The sequence below is a fragment of the Pectobacterium atrosepticum genome (genome assembly GCF_000740965.1).
Taxonomy (GTDB): Bacteria; Pseudomonadota; Gammaproteobacteria; order Enterobacterales; family Enterobacteriaceae; genus Pectobacterium; species Pectobacterium atrosepticum.
Genome location: NZ_CP009125.1, coordinates 4,200,387 through 4,218,620, shown reverse-complemented (window position 1 = coordinate 4,218,620; position 18,234 = coordinate 4,200,387). Strand labels below are relative to the sequence as shown.

The window sequence follows — 18,234 nt, the reverse complement described above, 5'->3', positions numbered from 1 at the left end:
AAATTTTAATTGCGTCGCGGTATTATTAATTTAAGTAATTTTATTGCTTTTTTTTGAGACGACAATTAATAACTATTATCAAGTTTCGTATCACACATGGCGTGAAATCACGGATGTTGTGTGAATTTCCTCATGAGAGATAATTGTTTGTTAAAAGCCTTCAATATCCTGATAAAATTGGTTTTTTGTTTAAACTGAGGTGCTTATGAACGTATTGCGTATTGGTTTGGTCTCCGTATCCGATCGCGCTTCCAGCGGGGTTTATCAGGACAAAGGCATCCCAGAACTGGAATCCTGGCTCAGTAGCGCCCTGACCACGCCTTTTGAAGTGGAAACTCGACTGGTGCCGGATGAACAGCCGATGATTGAACAAACGCTGTGTGAGCTGGTGGATGAACGCGGCTGTCACTTGGTGTTGACGACCGGAGGCACAGGGCCTGCGCGTCGTGATGTGACGCCGGATGCCACACTGGCCGTTGCCGATCGTGAAATGCCGGGGTTTGGTGAGCAAATGCGGCAAATTAGCCTGCGTTTTGTTCCTACCGCAATCCTCTCCCGTCAGGTTGGCGTGCTGCGCAAGCAGGCGCTGATTATCAATTTGCCGGGGCAGCCCAAGTCGATTAAGGAAACGCTGGAAGGTTTAAAAGATGCTGATGGCAAGGTGATTGTGGCCGGTATTTTTGCCAGCGTACCGTATTGCATCCAACTGCTGGAGGGGCCTTACATTGAAACCAATGTGGATGTGGTAGCAGCTTTTCGCCCTAAAAATGCCGTGCGCGAAATAAAAGACTGAAGTTAGGCGATTTGAAACATAAGATTCAGCTTTGCTGGTGTATAAAAATTTTGCCGATATAGTAATTTATACTTTACATACTGCGGTGACGTTCCTCTTTTCTCACTCTGGCAATGCACGGTAACTTATGACTCAGGATCAACACGCCCATCCTCGCCGGTTGAATCGGCAGGACTATAAAACGCTGTCTCTGGCTGCGCTGGGTGGCGCGTTAGAGTTTTACGATTTTATTATTTTCGTCTTCTTTGCTGCTGTGATTGGCGATCTCTTCTTCCCGCCGGACATTCCTGAATGGCTGCGGCAGGTACAGACGTTCGGTATTTTTGCCGCAGGCTATCTGGCTCGCCCGCTTGGGGGCATCATCATGGCCCACTTTGGCGATAAGAGCGGACGTAAGAAAATGTTCAGCCTGAGCATATTGCTGATGGCGTTACCGACGCTGGCAATGGGCCTGTTGCCGACCTATGAAGCCATAGGTATTGCGGCCCCGCTTTTGCTGCTGTTAATGCGTGTTTTGCAAGGGGCAGCAATCGGCGGGGAAGTCCCCGGTGCGTGGGTCTTCGTTGCGGAGCATGTGCCTCGCGCCCGTATTGGATTTGCCTGCGGTACGCTGACTGCCGGTTTGACCATGGGGATCCTGCTGGGTTCGCTAATTGCGACGCTGCTGAATACGGCGCTCACACCAGAGCAGATGTTGGGCGGCGGTTGGCGTCTGCCGTTCTTCATTGGCGGGGTATTTGGCCTTGTGGCGATGTATCTGCGCCGCTGGTTACAGGAAACGCCCATTTTTATGGAAATGCAGACGCAGAAAAAACTGGCAGAAGAGTTGCCGTTGAAATCGGTCGTCTTAAATCATAAACGTGCGGTTGTGGTTTCAATGCTGCTGACCTGGCTGCTGTCTGCGTGCATCGTCGTCGTTATTCTGATGGCCCCGACCTACTTGCAAAAAGTTCACGGTATTCCTGCTGCGCTGGCATTGCAGGCAAACTGTCTGGCAACAATTGCGCTGATGGTGGGCTGCGTCGGTTCTGGGCTGTTGGTTGATCGTTTTGGTGCCAGTAAACTGTTTATTGTAGGTAGCCTGTTGCTGGCTGCATGTAGCTGGTTTTTTTACAGCTCGGCGGCAAGCAGTACGACGTTGCTCTTTGTCAGCTATGCGATTGTAGGGCTCAGCGTTGGCGTGGTTGGCGGCGTGCCTTATGTCATGGTGCGGGCGTTTCCGGCTGCCGTGCGGTTCTCGGGGATTTCTTTTTCCTACAACGTTTCCTATGCCATTTTCGGTGGCCTGACGCCCGTCTTCGTCACGCTGATTATGAAGGTGACGCCGATGGCACCGGCATTCTATGTTTTGACACTGGCCGCTGTGGGATTACTGTTGGGTGTTTATTTGCAACGCGATCTGGATGCTGATTCGCGTACTTCTGCCGATAGCAACGCGCACGATCGTTCACCCGTCGAAGTTTAATCGTACTTTATCGTCATCGAAAACAAACGAGCCCTGTCAGGTTGACAGGGCTCGTTAGCATTTAGCGCGAATGAGTGCTTACAGACGCGTCAGAACTTATATTGCATCAAAACTCAGTGGGACGCGCCACGTGCACCAATTGGCAGTACGGTGCGGCCAAACTTCTCGTTCAGCACTTCAGCCATTGCCAGATAAATGGCGCTAGCACCACAGATGATGCCTTCGTAACCCGCGAAGGTCAGCATTGCGTGGTTGCCAGTAAAGTTACCCACGGCCAGCAGAGCAAACAGCACAGTCAGGCTGCCGAAGACAAACTGCAGTGCGCGGTTGGTTCCGAATGTACCGAAGAACATAAACAGCGTGAATATGCCCCACAGGCCAAGGAATACGCCGAGGAACTGAGCGTCGCTGGCTTCCGCCAGACCCATTTTTGGCAGTACGAGAATGGCAACCAGCGTCAGCCAGAATGCGCCATAAGACGTAAACGCGGTCACGCCAAACGTATTCCCTTTTTTATATTCCAGCAGGCCAGCCAGGATCTGGGCAATACCGCCGTAGAAGATACCCATGCTGAGAATGATGGAAGAAAGTGGGAAAAAGCCTGCGTTGTGCAGGTTCAACAGAATAGTGGTCATCCCGAAGCCCATCAGTCCTAATGGACCAGGATTTGCCAACGTGTTCGTGCTCATAAATCCTCTGCAATAACAGATTATTAATAGTCCCTTCGCGTCGGGCGCGGCATTAAGGTTAGCGGATGCGCCAATCACGTTGGGATAGGTGTCGTTTAGGTGTTATTGCCCGCCATTGTGTAGGAAAATGTTCCCATTTCTGCGGCGAGCGCGGCATCATATCGGGCGTTTGGAGTGGACACAACATGGGGAAGGCAGAATAGTTTGATCGTACGAGGGATAAAGGTCATTTTTTTTCATCTTCCCCCTTGATGATAGAAATGTTGGCCCCATCTTATTTCCAACCGAAACAGTTTGACCTGCCGCAAAGGCAAGTGTTGGGCCGTTACATCGGTGGTTAGCATGAAAATGAAACGTGTGCTGCTGATGAAAAACGAGAAATCTTGTTGAAAAACGACATTTCGCCCGCACAGTAGGTTTAACCACCATACCGAATATGACTTTTTAGTGGAGATGTTTAGATGGGTAAGATTATTGGTATCGACTTGGGTACAACCAACTCTTGTGTCGCGATTATTGACGGTACTAAAGTAAAAGTACTGGAAAATAGCGAAGGCGATCGCACCACGCCTTCAATCATTGCTTATACGCAAGATGGTGAAATTCTGGTTGGCCAACCGGCTAAACGTCAGGCAGTGACTAACCCTCAAAATACACTGTTTGCTATCAAGCGTTTGATTGGCCGTCGTTTCAAGGATGAGGAAGTTCAGCGTGATTCCAACATCATGCCGTACAAAATCGTCGCAGCTGATAATGGCGATGCATGGCTGGAAGTGAAAGATCAGAAAATGGCTCCGCCACAGATTTCAGCTGAAGTGCTGAAAAAAATGAAGAAAACGGCGGAAGACTATCTGGGTGAGACAATCACCGAAGCGGTTATTACCGTACCGGCTTACTTCAATGATGCACAGCGCCAAGCAACCAAAGATGCTGGTCGTATTGCTGGTCTGGAAGTCAAACGTATTATCAACGAACCGACAGCGGCAGCACTGGCCTACGGTCTGGATAAAGAAGTCGGCAACCGTACTATCGCGGTTTACGATCTGGGCGGCGGTACGTTCGATATCTCCATCATCGAAATCGATGAAGTTGATGGCGAAAAAACTTTCGAAGTTCTGGCAACCAACGGTGACACGCACCTGGGTGGTGAAGACTTCGATAGCCGCATGATCAACTATCTGGTTGACGAATTTAAGAAAGAGCAAGGTTTCGACCTGCGCAACGATCCGCTGGCAATGCAGCGTCTGAAAGAAGCCGCAGAAAAAGCCAAGATCGAGCTGTCTTCTGCGCAGCAGACCGACGTTAACCTGCCGTACATCACGGCGGATGCTACCGGTCCTAAGCACCTGAACATCAAAGTGACGCGTGCGAAACTGGAATCACTGGTAGAAGAGCTGGTGAACCGTTCTCTTGAGCCGTTAAAAGTGGCGTTGCAGGATGCTGGCCTGTCCGTTTCTGAGATTCAGGACGTGATTCTGGTTGGTGGTCAGACGCGTATGCCTCTGGTGCAGAAGAAAGTCGCTGACTTCTTCGGTAAAGAGCCACGTAAAGACGTGAACCCGGACGAAGCCGTTGCCATTGGTGCTGCGGTTCAGGGCGGTGTCTTGTCTGGTGACGTGAAAGACGTTCTGCTGCTGGATGTGAGTCCGCTGTCTCTGGGTATCGAAACCATGGGCGGCGTGATGACCGCGCTGATCGCCAAGAACACCACGATCCCGACGAAACACAGTCAGGTGTTCTCAACGGCGGAAGACAATCAGTCTGCGGTAACGATTCATGTTCTGCAGGGTGAGCGTAAGCGCGCGCATGACAACAAATCTTTGGGTCAGTTTAACCTGGATGGTATTCAGGCTGCACCGCGCGGTATGCCGCAGATCGAAGTCACTTTTGACATCGATGCGGATGGTATCCTGCACGTTTCCGCGAAAGACAAAAACAGCGGCCGCGAGCAAAAAATCACCATCAAGGCATCTTCTGGTCTGAACGAAGAAGAAATTCAGAAAATGGTACGCGATGCAGAAGCGAATGCTGAAGCTGACCGTAAGTTTGAAGAGCTGGTTCAGGCACGTAACCAGGGCGATCACCTGCTGCACAGCACGCGTAAGCAACTGGAAGAAGTGGGCGATAAACTGGCTGCTGATGACAAAACTGCCATTGACGACGCACTGAAAGCGCTGGAAAGCGCGCTGAAAGGCGAAGATAAAGCAGAAATCGAAGCGAAAATTCAGGCACTGGTTCAGGTTTCCGGCAAGCTGCTGGAAGCGTCTCAGCCACAGCCTGGTGCTGAAGGTGCCGCTGATGATGCCTCTGCTCGTCGCGACGACGATGTCGTTGATGCTGAGTTTGAAGAAGTAAAAGATAAAAAGTAATCGCCCTTAAGCGGGCGCAATAGCAGCTACAGGGCTATTGCTGGCAATCAGCACGGGCGTCGAGGAAACTCTGCGCCCGTGCACGCATGTTGAGGGGCAGGAAAAGAAATGGCGAAGCAAGATTATTACGAAAGCCTGGGCGTTGCTAAAAGCGCGGACGATCGCGAAATAAAGAAAGCGTACAAGCGTCTGGCGATGAAGTACCACCCGGATCGTAATCCTGGTGATAGCGAAGCAGAAGCCAAGTTCAAAGAGATCAAAGAAGCTTACGAAATCCTTATCGACTCGCAAAAACGCGCAGCCTACGATCAGTACGGTCACGCGGCGTTTGAGCAAGGTGGTATGGGTGGAGGCGGCGGTGGTGGCTTTGGCGGCGGCGGTGCCGATTTTGGTGATATTTTTGGCGACGTATTCGGGGATATTTTTGGCGGTGGTCGCCGTCAGCGTGCGAGCCGTGGATCCGATTTACGCTACAACATGGAGTTGTCGCTGGAAGAAGCGGTACGTGGCGTCACCAAAGAGATCCGTATTCCCGCACTGGAAGAGTGTGATGTGTGCCACGGCAACGGTGCGAAGCCGGGTAGCTCGCCGATCACCTGTCCAACCTGTCATGGCAACGGCCAGGTGCAGATGCGTCAGGGCTTCTTTACCGTGCAGCAGGCGTGTCCGCACTGTCATGGGCGCGGTAAGATCATTAAAGATCCGTGCATCAAATGCCACGGTCATGGTCGCGTAGAGAAAAGCAAAACGCTGTCGGTGAAAATTCCGGCGGGTGTGGACACGGGCGACCGTATCCGCTTGTCTGGCGAGGGCGAAGCAGGCGATCACGGTGCACCGTCAGGTGATTTATACGTTCAGGTGCAGGTTAAAGCGCACCCGATCTTCCAGCGTGAAGAAAACAATCTGTACTGCGAAGTGCCGATCAACTTTGCGATGGCAGCATTAGGCGGCGAGATTGAAGTCCCGACGCTGGATGGTCGCGTGAAGCTGAAAGTGCCTGCAGAAACGCAAACCGGGAAATTGTTCCGTATGCGTGGAAAAGGTGTGAAATCAGTTCGCGGCGGTGCGCAGGGCGATCTGCTGTGCCGTGTGGTTGTGGAAACCCCAGTTAATCTGAACGAGCGCCAGAGACAACTGCTGCAAGAACTCGACGAGAGCTTCGGTGGCCCGTCTGGCGAAAGAAACAGCCCGCGCTCGAAAAACTTTTTTGATGGCGTGAAGAAGTTTTTCGACGACTTGACCCGTTAATCGCTTATCGTTAACGCGTGATAGAAAGACCGGTGGGTAAACCCGCCGGTTTTTTTTATGACGGACATCCTTGTTCGTCATCCTGCGGGCGTTGCTGCGCAACGTTGAAAAACGCTCCCGACGTTTTTTTATGCTTCCCTCTAAGCAGCTTCAATTCAATAAATCGGTTTTTCCGAATATTAAGTCAGTTTTAATCTGCTTTTAACGAGTGATTGGATTGCGTAATCTTGCTAGCAAGAAAGCGGACGTTTGGTATTAACGTTCGTGCTGATGGGGAGATTAAGTCAATGATAACAATGATTCGTCGCTTTATTCGATTAGATGCGGCAGCGGGCATGATGCTAATGATGGCAACGGTTTTGGCGATCGCACTTGCCAATTGGTCTGTTACTGCTGCGGGCTATCAACAATTTCTGATGATTCCAGTGGAAATGCGGTTTGGCGCACTGGAGATCAATAAGAACCTACTGCTGTGGATTAATGATGGCCTGATGGCGATTTTCTTCCTGCTGATTGGTCTGGAAGTGAAGCGTGAGCTAGTCGAAGGCACGTTAGCCAGCCGCCAGCAGGCGATGTTGCCACTGGCAGCCGCAGTAGGCGGAATGATTTTTCCCGCCTTGCTCTTTCTGCTTTTTAACGTGAATGATGACGTGACACGTGCAGGGTGGGCTATTCCCGCCGCGACAGATATCGCGTTCGCCATTGGTGTGTTGACGTTATTAGGCAAGCGTGTTCCCGCAGGGTTAAAAGTCTTCCTGTTAGCGTTGGCGATCATTGACGATCTGGGCGCGATCCTGATTATCGCCCTGTTTTATACACAGCAGGTCTTCTGGCTTGCGCTGGCCGGTGCGGTGCTGGCTATTGCTGTCCTGGCCTATATGAACAAGCTGCAGGTTGGCAAAACGTCCGCCTATTTATTAGTGGGGGGCGTCTTGTGGGTCTGCATTCTGAAATGTGGCGTTCATGCAACGTTGGCCGGGGTCATTGTCGGATTTTTTATTCCCCTGCGTACGTCCGACGGGGAACCTTCTCCGGCAACCTCGCTGGAACATGGCTTACAAACGTGGGTCGCGTTTCTTATTGTTCCGCTGTTTGCCTTCGCCAACGCAGGCATTGTATTGCAGGGAATTGTGCTGGAAAAACTGTTTTCCCCTTTGAGCCTTGGTATCGCCGCTGGGTTGTTGCTTGGTAAACCACTGGGCATTACCTTGTTCAGTTGGCTAACTATACGATTGGGCTATGCGCGCCTGCCGGTTGGTGTGCACTTTAACCAGATCGTGGCAGTCTCCGTGCTGTGTGGTATCGGTTTTACCATGTCGATATTCATTACGCTGCTGGCATTCTCTGGTGGTGATGCGGAGTTGATTACCTATGCCAAGCTGGGAATCTTGCTGGCGTCAGGGCTGGCAGCATTACTTGGCTATCTGGCATTGCGCGGAGTATTGCCAGCGCTGGACAAGGCGGTTCAGCCGTGTAAGGGTTGAACTATGCCAGAGGCGCGAAGAGGGGGCGGGTGTGTCTCATTTGAATTTTAATCATCTCTATTATTTCTGGCAGGTTTATAAGTCGGGCTCCGTTGCCGGTGCGGCAGAAATGCTGTTTTTAACGCCGCAGACCATTACTGGGCAAATCAAATGTCTGGAAGAGCGTTTACAGGGCAAACTTTTCAAGCGCAAAGGGCGAGGGTTGGAGCCGACGGAACTGGGGCAACTTGTTTTTCGCTATGCGGATAGCATGTTCCAGCTCAGCCAGGAAATGTTAGATATTGTGAACTACCGCAAAGAATCGAACCTGTTATTCGATGTTGGCGTGGCAGATGCGTTGTCCAAACGGTTGGTGAGCCGAGTGCTAGAAACGGTTGTGACGGAACAGGAACATATCCATTTGCGCTGTTTTGAGTCGACGCACGAAATGCTGCTGGAGCAGTTGAGCCAGCATAAGCTGGATATGATCCTATCAGATTGCCCAGTTGATTCAACTCAGCAGGAAGGGTTGTTTTCACTCAAGTTGGGCGAGTGTGCTGTGAGCTTTTACTGTAAGCGTCCGCAGCCTGAGCTGCCTTTTCCAGCCTGCCTTGAACAACGTAAGCTACTGATTCCCGGGCGGCGAACCATGCTGGGACGAAAGCTATTGAATTGGTTTACGGCGCAGAATATTCAGACGAACATTTTGGGTGAATTTGATGATGCGGCGCTGATGACGGCATTTGGCATTAATAACGATGCGATTTTCGTTGCGCCGTCGCTGTATGCCAATGAAATTTATCAGCAGGGTGATATCGTCGAGATCGGCAGGATCGAGAACATTCAGGACGAGTATTATGCGATTTTTGCGGCCAGAATGATCCAGCACCCTGCGGTGCAGCGTGTCTGTAACGCGGATTTCTCCGCGCTCTTCTGTGATAGAGCAGAAGGTCTGTCGCGGGGTGATGGATAAGTACTTGTCGTGAAATAACAGACGCAAAAAAACCGGCCTAAGCCGGTTTTTTTTAGCAACTACACGCAGATGCGTGATTATTGCATGGCGTTGATGCGCGCAACCAGATTGGATTTATGACGTGCAGCTTTGTTCTTGTGAATCAGACCTTTACTAGCCTGGCGATCCACGATCGGTTGCATGTCATTAAATGCTTTCTGTGCCACTTCTTTATCGCCAGTAGCGATCGCCGCGTATACTTTCTTGATGAAAGTACGCATCATCGAGCGACTGCTTGCATTATGCTTACGGCGCTTCTCAGATTGTACGGCGCGTTTCTTAGCTGATTTGATATTAGCCAAGGTCCAACTCCCAAATATATTCAATCGAGGACAATTCAAAGGCCGTGGAATATGCTCGTTTAGCCTTCGTTTGTCAATGGATTTGTGCAAATAAGCGTCGTTTGTACGTCGACACTTGTTACGTTGTGATGGCGCAGGATTTTAGCAGCTTCACGCGGTGGAATACAGCGTTTCACATCATAAATTCATCCTGAATTTGATAAAGCCCTGTCTGGCATCGGTAAAGTCGGATTGTATAGGGCATCCGCTACCTGGATATTCTGCTTGTGGGCGTCATCTATCGATGATTCAGCTAAAAAACATGCAAATATTGGCACGATTTACAGGGTGGCTGCAAAAGGCGCGAATCGCGGGTTAACCTTACTCGCTGTACAAGGTATAATCCGCCGGTTTCCATAATATTAACCCTTTGTTCTGGGCCAGCCATGCAGCTAATTCGCGGTATACACAATCTTCGAGCACACCATTATGGCTGTGTGCTCACTATTGGTAATTTTGACGGCGTGCACCTTGGACACCAAATGCTGCTTGAACGACTGAAGCAGGAAGGTCGTGCTCGTGGGTTGCCGGTGATGGTCATGATTTTTGAACCACAGCCGCTGGAACTCTTTGCTGCGGAAAAAGCGCCCGCACGTTTGACGCGTTTGCGTGACAAGGTGAAATACCTGGCGCAGGCTGGTGTGGACTATCTACTGTGCGTCAGATTCGACGCGCGTTTTGCCGCCAATGATGCAGAGACGTTCGTTTCTTCTCTGCTGGCGAAGAAATTGGGCGTGAAGTTTTTGGTTGTCGGAGATGACTTCCGCTTCGGCGCTGGTCGTCAGGGAGATTTCCTGTTATTACAGAAGGCTGGGCGTGAGTCGGGGTTTGATGTCATTAGTACCGATTCGTTCTGTAATGGCGGTAAGCGGGTCAGCAGCACTGCGGTACGTGAAGCGCTCAGTCGTGATGAGCTTGAACTGGCAGAAAGCCTGCTGGGCCATCCTTACTGCATTTCCGGACGCGTGGAACATGGCAAAGAATTGGGGCGAACCATTGGGTTCCCTACCGCCAATTTACCGCTGAAACGTCAGGTTTCCCCTGTCAGCGGCGTGTATGCCGTCAGCGTTTATGGGCTGGGGCAAGAACCGCTGCCGGGTGTCGCCAATATTGGTACGCGCCCAACCGTAAACGGTGACAAACGCCAGCAGCTTGAAGTGCATTTGCTGGACGTGACGATAGATCTCTATGGTCGTCATATTGAAGTCGTACTGCGTAAAAAAATCCGTAATGAACAGCGTTTTGCTTCGCTCGATGCGTTAAAACAGCAAATCGCCGATGATGTGGTGACAGCCCGGACGTTCTTCGGGTTAAAGACACCGGTTTAATTTTTCTAGCCGAAACGAAATCGAGAATCTAATGAGTGACTATAAGACTACCCTGAACTTGCCGGAAACAGGGTTCCCGATGCGTGGCGATCTGGCCAAGCGCGAACCTGACATGCTGAAACGTTGGTATGAGCAGGATCTGTACGGGATTATTCGCAATGCGAAGAAGGGAAAAAAGACCTTCATTCTGCACGATGGCCCTCCATACGCGAACGGCAGCATTCACATTGGTCACTCAGTTAACAAGATTCTGAAAGATATTATCGTTAAATCGAAAGGCCTGTCTGGCTACGATTCCCCTTATGTGCCGGGCTGGGACTGCCATGGTCTGCCGATTGAACTGAAAGTAGAACAGTTGATCGGTAAGCCGGGCGAGAAAGTCAGTGCGGCAGAATTCCGCGCTGAGTGCCGTAAATATGCGGCAGAGCAGGTTGCCGGTCAGAAAGCCGACTTTATTCGCCTCGGCGTGTTGGGCGACTGGGATCGTCCTTACCTGACGATGGATTTCAAAACCGAAGCGAACATCATTCGTGCGTTGGGTCGCATCATTGAAAACGGCCATCTGCACAAAGGTGCCAAACCGGTTCACTGGTGCGCCGACTGTGGCTCCGCGCTGGCGGAAGCGGAAGTTGAATATTATGACAAAACGTCCCCATCCATTGATGTGACGTTTAACGCCAGCGATGTTGCGGCGGTATTAGCCAAGTTTGGTGTGAGTCGCGTAGACGGCCCTGTCTCGCTGGTGATCTGGACGACGACGCCGTGGACGCTGCCGGCAAACCGTGCGATCTCGTTGAATGCAGAGTTCGATTATCAACTGGTGCAAATTGACGGTCAGGCACTGATTCTGGCGGCCGATCTGGTTGAAAGCGTGATGAAACGCGTGGGTGTGACTCAGTGGATAGTTCTGGGTGACTGTAAAGGCGCCGATCTTGAGTTGCTGCGTTTCAAGCACCCGTTCCTGGACTTCGACGTACCGGCAATTCTGGGCGATCACGTAACGCTGGATGCGGGTACGGGAGCGGTACATACCGCAGGTGGCCACGGTCCTGACGACTACGTGATCAGCCAAAAATACAATCTGGAAATCGCTAATCCCGTTGGGCCGAATGGCTGCTACCTGAGCGGTACTTACCCTGAACTGGATGGTAAATTCGTTTTCAAAGCTAACGATCTGATTGTTGAAATCCTGCGTGAAAAAAGCATGTTGCTGCACGTAGAAAAATTACAGCACAGCTACCCGTGCTGCTGGCGCCATAAATCGCCGATCATTTTCCGTGCGACGCCGCAGTGGTTTGTCAGCATGGACCAGAAAGGTCTGCGTAAGCAGTCGCTGTCTGAAATTAAAGACGTGCAGTGGATCCCCGATTGGGGTCAGGCGCGTATCGAAGCGATGGTTGCCAACCGCCCTGACTGGTGTATTTCCCGTCAGCGTACCTGGGGCGTGCCGATGTCGCTGTTCGTCCACAAAGAGACGGAAGAGCTGCATCCGCGTACCGCTGAGCTGATTGAAGCGGTGGCGAAACGTGTTGAAGCCGATGGCATTCAGGCATGGTGGGATCTCGATCCGGCTGATGTGCTGGGCGCAGAGGCGGATAACTACGTCAAAGTACCAGACACGCTGGACGTTTGGTTCGATTCTGGATCGACGCATGCGTCAGTGGTAGATGTTCGTCCTGAATTCGGCGGCCACGAAGCAGATATGTATCTGGAAGGTTCCGACCAGCATCGTGGCTGGTTCATGTCTTCTCTGATGATCTCCACCGCGATCAAAGGCAAAGCGCCTTACCGTCAGGTACTGACCCACGGTTTCACCGTTGATGGTCAGGGCCGTAAGATGTCCAAGTCGATCGGGAATACCGTTAGCCCGCAGGATGTGATGAACAAGCTAGGTGCCGACATTCTGCGTCTGTGGATCGGTTCAACAGATTACTCCGGTGAAATTGCCGTATCCGATGAGATCCTGAAGCGCTCAGCCGATGCCTATCGTCGTATTCGTAACACCGCGCGTTTCCTGTTGGCGAACCTGAATGGATTCGATCCACAGAAAGATAGCGTGAAACCAGAAGACATGGTTGTGCTGGATCGCTGGGCGGTTGGCTGTGCTAAAGCCGCGCAGGACGAGATCCTCGAAGCGTATGAAAGCTATGATTTCCACCGTGTCGTACAGCGCCTGATGCAGTTCTGCTCGATCGAGATGGGATCGTTCTATCTGGATATCATTAAAGATCGTCAGTACACGGCAAAAGGCGACAGTGTTGCACGCCGTAGCTGCCAGACCGCGCTGTATCATATTTCAGAAGCGCTGGTGCGCTGGATGGCACCGATTATGTCCTTCACGGCAGATGAACTCTGGAACTATCTGCCGGGCGAGCGTGCGCAGTATGTGTTTACCGAAGAGTGGTATGACGGTCTGTTTGCGCTGGATGCCTCTGAAACGATGAACGATGCGTTCTGGGCGGATGTCCTGAAAGTGCGTAGCGAAGTGAATAAAGTGATCGAACAGGCGCGTAATGACAAGCGCATTGGTGGATCGCTGGAAGCTTCCGTCACGCTGTACGCCGATGCCAATCTGGCGGACAAGTTGAACCAGCTACGTCAGGAACTGCACTTTGCGCTGTTGACGTCAAAAGCGCGGGTGGAACGTTATGAAAATGCGCCGGATAGCGCGCAGGCAACGGAACTCACCGGACTGAAAATTGCCTTAAGTGAGGCAGAAGGGCACAAGTGTCCACGCTGCTGGCATTACGAGACGGATATCGGTAGCAATGCCGATCATCCTGAAGTCTGTGGTCGCTGTGCGACCAACGTGGGCGGCAACGGCGAAGAGCGTAAATTTGTCTGATGAATAAGATCTGTTCGAGTGGACTGCGCTGGCTCTGGCTGGCGATACTGGTTTTAGTTATCGATCTTGGCAGCAAGCAGTGGATTCTTGCCCACTTTGCGCTGGGGGACACGGTACCCGTGATGCCTTCTCTGAATCTGCATTATGCCCGTAACTACGGCGCAGCATTCAGCTTCCTGGCGGATAAAGGCGGCTGGCAACGCTGGTTCTTTGCCGGCATCGCGATTGCTATCGTGGTTGCACTGCTGGTGATGATGTACCGTGGTAGCGTCAAGCAGAGGCTAAATAACATTGCGTACTCGCTGATTATCGGCGGCGCATTGGGCAACCTGTTTGACCGCACATGGCACGGATTTGTCGTCGATTTCATCGATTTTTATGTCGGTAACTGGCATTTCGCCACCTTTAACCTAGCCGATACTGCCATCTGTATTGGTGCGGCGCTCATCGTACTGGAAGGATTTTTCAGTACGCATGATGATACTGATATCGCTAAGAAAAAGGGTCACTGATGTCCGAGACTGTGCAGCACAACAGCGCGCTGCTGGTGCATTTTATTCTGACGCTGGAGGATGGTTCTACGGCCGAATCCACACGTGAGCGCGGCAAGCCAGCGCTGTTTCGTCTTGGCGACGGCAGTCTGTCTGACGCGCTGGAACAAAATCTGTTGGGGTTGATGCGTGGCGATAAACGCAAGTTTACGCTGTCGCCGGAGTCGGCCTTTGGGCCGACCAACCCGAACCTGATCCAGTTCTTCTTGCGTCGTGATTTTGCCCAGACTGGCGTGCCGGATGTTGGCACCATCATGCTGTTCAGCGGCGTTGCCGGAAATGATATGCCGGGAATTATCCGTGATGTGACTGAAGAGTCAGTTACGGTGGATTTCAATCATCCTTTATCCGGTCAGGCGATTACCTTCGATCTCGACGTGCTGGATATCGATCCCGTACAACAGGAGGTGTCTCATGCAGATCCTGCTGGCTAATCCACGTGGCTTCTGTGCCGGTGTCGATCGGGCTATCAGCATAGTGGAGCGTGCTCTGGAGCTTTTTGGTACGCCGATCTACGTCCGTCATGAAGTGGTACATAATCGTTATGTGGTCAACGGATTACGTGAACGTGGCGCAATTTTTATTGAACAGATTGAAGATGTGCCGGATGGTGCGATTCTGATTTTCTCTGCACATGGCGTTTCGCAAGCGGTGCGTAATGAAGCAAAGAATCGTGATCTGACGGTATTTGATGCGACCTGTCCGCTGGTAACTAAGGTGCACATGGAAGTTGCCAGAGCCAGTAAGAAAGGTGTAGAAGCGATTCTTATCGGGCATGCTGGACACCCTGAAGTTGAGGGAACGATGGGGCAGTACAGCAATGCGGATGGTGGCATGTATCTGGTCGAGTCCCCCGATGATGTCTGGCAGCTACAGGTAAAAGATGAAAAAAACCTGTGCTTTATGACGCAAACCACGCTTTCTGTTGATGATACCTATGCGGTGATTGATGCGTTGCGTGAGCGTTTTCCTCGAATCATTGGCCCGCGTAAAGATGACATCTGCTATGCCACGACCAACCGTCAGGAAGCTGTGCGCCATTTGTCGGATAAGGCAGATGTCGTTTTTGTCGTGGGCTCTAAAAACTCCTCAAACTCCAACCGTTTAGCTGAGTTGGCACAGAGAGCGGGGAAAGCGGCTTATCTAATTGATTCCGCCGACGATATCCAGGAGTCGTGGTTAACGGGCGCTTCACATGTTGGAGTAACCGCAGGCGCATCGGCACCCGATATTTTGGTACAACAGGTGATTCAGCGGCTGAAAGAATTAGGCGGCAAGGTTGCGGTTGAAATGCAAGGGCGTGAAGAAAACATCGTCTTTGAAGTGCCCAAAGAGCTGCGTGTTGAAGTCAAACAGATCGATTAGTCTGTTTCTGCGATAGGGCTTCGGCCCTATCGCTGTTATTCCTTTCAGTTTTTCCCCCACTGTATTCACTCATGAAAATGTTAATGCATAAAAATGAATTTTTATGCGTTATGCCATGTGATTTATTTTTGACCTTTCCTACGTATCTCTAAACACCTTGTGGTTTTTCAGCATTATAACGTGCGACTCTGATGCTTGCGGTTAGACAGTTTTGCTGATTTTCTGCGGCTTCAAACAGTATTTTCTAATCTGGCCGTAAATCCGCTGGCGATAGTGCGCGGTGCCCGTTAACCTGATGTTATTTTTATGTCGTCAGGATCAAAAAGAGAGAGACATTATGAAGGATTCATCCATCCGTATTGCTGTTGTAGGCGCGGGCGGCCGTATGGGACGTCAGCTGATTCAGGCTATCGAGCAAATGGACGGCGTAGTATTGGGCGCAGCGCTGGAACGTTCTGGTTCGTCTCTGTTAGGGAGCGATGCTGGTGAACTTGCTGGGCTGGGTAAAAACGGCATTACCGTGAATGAAAGCCTGGATGCCGTACAGAATGATTTCGATATTTTGATCGACTTCACCCGCCCGGAAGGCACATTAGCGCATTTGGCATTTTGTCGTCTGCATCGTAAAGGTATGATTATCGGGACAACCGGTTTTGATGATGCAGGCAAGGCGGCAATTAAGCAGGCTGCGCAAGATATCGGGATTGTGTTTGCGGCGAACTTCAGCGTCGGCGTTAATGTCATGCTGAAGCTGCTGGAAAAAGCCGCCAAGGTCATGGGCGACTATACCGATATCGAAATCATTGAAGCACACCACCGCCACAAAGTGGATGCACCGTCTGGCACCGCGCTGGCGATGGGTGAAGCGATTGCTGATGCTCTGGGACGCGATCTGAAGTCCTGTGCCGTGTACACGCGTGAAGGTCATACAGGCGAACGCGATCCGAAAAGCATTGGTTTCGCTACTGTGCGAGCGGGTGACATTGTCGGTGAACATACGGCGATGTTTGCTGATATTGGTGAGCGCGTTGAGATTACCCACAAGGCATCCAGCCGCATGACGTTTGCCAATGGTGCAGTAAGAGCCGCTATCTGGATTAGTTCGAAGGAAAGTGGTGTTTTTGATATGAGAGATGTGCTTTCTCTGGATGATTTGTAGTATTTTATTTTGTTATAAAAATAACATCTAGCTGAAAAAGGTGGATATTTTAACGTTCACCTTTGTTTTTACCTCATTGGCTTCTTTTTTTTTATCATTATCTTCTTTTGTTTGTGTTTTATTCCATTTTTTAGTGATGAGAAACCCTCTGTACTCCCTAAATGCCCTTTGCTGGTGATTTATTACCCTTATTTTAACAATGTTGCTTAGCAACCGTTTACTTATCTGAGTTGATAGGGATTTTTACGTCAGTGGACGATTATTTATTTCGTAAAGCATAAAAATAAGAGAAAAAAAGCGGTTTGGGTAGACAATCGGGAAGACCATCATTAAAATGCGCCCAATTTGCCAAAAATTGGCCTTACAGGTAGTTTTTGCATTGATTTAGTGGCTCGAATCTGAATTAATATGCAAATAACGTGATTTTTTATTCCTTGGAGGGTGTTTTGATTAAGTCAGCGCTATTGGTTCTGGAAGACGGAACCCAATTCCACGGTCGGGCCATTGGGGCAGAAGGATTGGCAGTGGGGGAAGTGGTCTTCAATACGTCGATGACCGGTTATCAAGAAATCCTTACTGATCCTTCCTATTCCCGCCAGATTGTCACTCTCACTTATCCCCATATCGGTAATGTCGGCGCTAATGCCAACGATGAAGAATCCCCCTCAGTACAGGCTCAAGGTCTGGTTATTCGTGATTTACCTCTGATTGCCAGTAACTACCGTAGTGAAGAAAGCCTGTCTGAGTACCTCAAACGCAACAACATCGTCGCCATCGCAGACATCGACACCCGTAAACTGACCCGTCTGCTGCGTGAAAAAGGCGCACAGAATGGCTGTATCATCGCGGGTGATGCGCCGGATGCTGTTGTCGCACTGGAGAAAGCGAAAGCCTTCCCAGGGTTGAAGGGGATGGATCTGGCAAAAGAAGTGACAACGGCGGAAAGCTACAGCTGGTTACAGGGAAGCTGGATGCTGGAAGGCGAATTGCCTGCGGCGAAAAACGAAAGCGAACTGCCTTACCACGTAGTGGCTTATGACTACGGTGTGAAACGCAACATTCTACGTATGCTGGTGGATCGCGGCTGCCGCCTGACGGTCGTTCCGGCGCAGACATCTGCTGAGGACGTACTGAAGCTTAATCCAGACGGTATTTTCCTCTCTAACGGGCCGGGCGACCCGGAACCGTGCGACTACGCGATTCGCGCGATCAAAACCTTCCTGGAAACGGATATTCCGGTATTCGGTATCTGTCTGGGTCACCAACTGCTGGCACTGGCGAGCGGTGCGAAGACCATCAAAATGAAGCTGGGTCACCACGGCGGCAACCATCCGGTAAAAGATCTGGATAACAACTGTGTGATGATCACCGCGCAGAACCACGGCTTTGCGGTTGATGAAGATAACCTGCCTGACACGCTGCGCGTCACGCATAAATCCTTGTTTGACCATACGGTTCAGGGGATTCACCGCACTGACAAACCGGCGTTTAGTTTCCAGGGACACCCAGAGGCAAGCCCCGGCCCGCATGATGCTGCGCCGCTGTTCGACCACTTTATTGACTTGATTCAGACTTACCGTTCTTCAGCTAAATAATCAGGAGCGAG

The 18,234-nt window shown here is 50.9% G+C and carries 15 protein-coding genes; 13 read left to right on the top strand and 2 right to left on the bottom strand.

Translation table 11 applies throughout. The features are described from left to right. The first annotated feature begins 205 nt into the window (after positions 1 to 205). Together mog and GZ59_RS18615 are read left to right on the top strand one after the other, a co-directional pair. On the top strand, positions 206 to 793 hold the full coding sequence (mog, locus tag GZ59_RS18620; protein ID WP_011095383.1) for a molybdopterin adenylyltransferase: 588 nt from the start codon (positions 206 to 208) through the stop codon (positions 791 to 793). A gap of 127 nt (positions 794 to 920) precedes the next feature. Then, a complete protein-coding gene (locus GZ59_RS18615) occupies positions 921 to 2,258 on the top strand; it encodes an MFS transporter (RefSeq protein WP_039293790.1) in 1,338 nt (445 codons plus the stop codon). A gap of 113 nt (positions 2,259 to 2,371) precedes the next feature. Here GZ59_RS18615 and satP read toward each other — a convergent pair whose 3' ends face one another. Next, complete coding sequence (gene satP, locus GZ59_RS18610) at positions 2,372 to 2,947, bottom strand: acetate uptake transporter (protein WP_011095381.1); 576 nt, start codon at positions 2,945 to 2,947, stop codon at positions 2,372 to 2,374. Between the two features lie 461 nt (positions 2,948 to 3,408). Between satP and dnaK the strand changes: the two genes are divergently transcribed. From dnaK to nhaR, 4 genes are all read left to right on the top strand, one after another. Beyond that, positions 3,409 to 5,316, top strand: a complete 1,908-nt coding sequence (gene dnaK / locus GZ59_RS18605) for a molecular chaperone DnaK (protein WP_039293787.1) — start codon at positions 3,409 to 3,411, stop codon at positions 5,314 to 5,316. A 108-nt stretch (positions 5,317 to 5,424) separates the two neighbouring features. After that, positions 5,425 to 6,564 carry a molecular chaperone DnaJ gene (gene dnaJ / locus GZ59_RS18600; RefSeq protein ID WP_011095379.1) on the top strand — a complete coding sequence of 380 codons (1,140 nt, stop codon included), beginning with the start codon at positions 5,425 to 5,427 and terminating at the stop codon, positions 6,562 to 6,564. 287 nt (positions 6,565 to 6,851) lie between these two features. Further along, a complete protein-coding gene (gene nhaA / locus GZ59_RS18595; protein WP_039293784.1) occupies positions 6,852 to 8,048 on the top strand; it encodes a Na+/H+ antiporter NhaA in 1,197 nt (398 codons plus the stop codon). A gap of 31 nt (positions 8,049 to 8,079) precedes the next feature. Beyond that, on the top strand, positions 8,080 to 9,000 hold the full coding sequence (gene nhaR, locus GZ59_RS18590) for a transcriptional activator NhaR (RefSeq protein WP_039293781.1): 921 nt from the start codon (positions 8,080 to 8,082) through the stop codon (positions 8,998 to 9,000). 77 nt (positions 9,001 to 9,077) lie between these two features. Here nhaR and rpsT read toward each other — a convergent pair whose 3' ends face one another. After that, complete coding sequence (gene rpsT / locus GZ59_RS18585; protein ID WP_011095376.1) at positions 9,078 to 9,341, bottom strand: 30S ribosomal protein S20; 264 nt, start codon at positions 9,339 to 9,341, stop codon at positions 9,078 to 9,080. 425 nt (positions 9,342 to 9,766) lie between these two features. Between rpsT and ribF the strand changes: the two genes are divergently transcribed. The 7 genes from ribF to carA all read left to right on the top strand — a co-directional run bounded on the left by ribF (position 9,767) and on the right by carA (position 18,223). After that, complete coding sequence (gene ribF, locus GZ59_RS18580) at positions 9,767 to 10,708, top strand: bifunctional riboflavin kinase/FAD synthetase (RefSeq protein ID WP_011095375.1); 942 nt, start codon at positions 9,767 to 9,769, stop codon at positions 10,706 to 10,708. Between the two features lie 31 nt (positions 10,709 to 10,739). Further along, positions 10,740 to 13,553, top strand: a complete 2,814-nt coding sequence (gene ileS / locus GZ59_RS18575) for an isoleucine--tRNA ligase (RefSeq protein ID WP_039293778.1) — start codon at positions 10,740 to 10,742, stop codon at positions 13,551 to 13,553. Next, positions 13,550 to 14,065, top strand: a complete 516-nt coding sequence (gene lspA / locus GZ59_RS18570) for a signal peptidase II (RefSeq protein WP_086935227.1) — start codon at positions 13,550 to 13,552, stop codon at positions 14,063 to 14,065. The genes ileS and lspA overlap by 4 nt, the downstream gene beginning before the upstream one ends. Beyond that, positions 14,065 to 14,538 (top strand): FKBP-type peptidyl-prolyl cis-trans isomerase, encoded by a 474-nt coding sequence (gene fkpB / locus GZ59_RS18565; protein WP_011095372.1) that lies wholly within the window; start codon positions 14,065 to 14,067, stop codon positions 14,536 to 14,538. Before lspA ends, fkpB begins: the two co-directional genes overlap by 1 nt. Further along, positions 14,519 to 15,469: a 4-hydroxy-3-methylbut-2-enyl diphosphate reductase gene (gene ispH, locus GZ59_RS18560; RefSeq protein WP_039293774.1), complete on the top strand. Its 951-nt coding sequence runs from the start codon at positions 14,519 to 14,521 to the stop codon at positions 15,467 to 15,469. The genes fkpB and ispH overlap by 20 nt, the downstream gene beginning before the upstream one ends. A gap of 337 nt (positions 15,470 to 15,806) precedes the next feature. Next, the gene (dapB, locus tag GZ59_RS18555) at positions 15,807 to 16,628 is read left to right on the top strand and encodes a 4-hydroxy-tetrahydrodipicolinate reductase (protein WP_039293771.1); all 822 of its coding nucleotides are present in this window, start codon (positions 15,807 to 15,809) and stop codon (positions 16,626 to 16,628) included. A gap of 446 nt (positions 16,629 to 17,074) precedes the next feature. Continuing rightward, positions 17,075 to 18,223, top strand: a complete 1,149-nt coding sequence (carA, locus tag GZ59_RS18550; protein ID WP_039293768.1) for a glutamine-hydrolyzing carbamoyl-phosphate synthase small subunit — start codon at positions 17,075 to 17,077, stop codon at positions 18,221 to 18,223. Positions 18,224 to 18,234 lie beyond the last annotated feature (11 nt).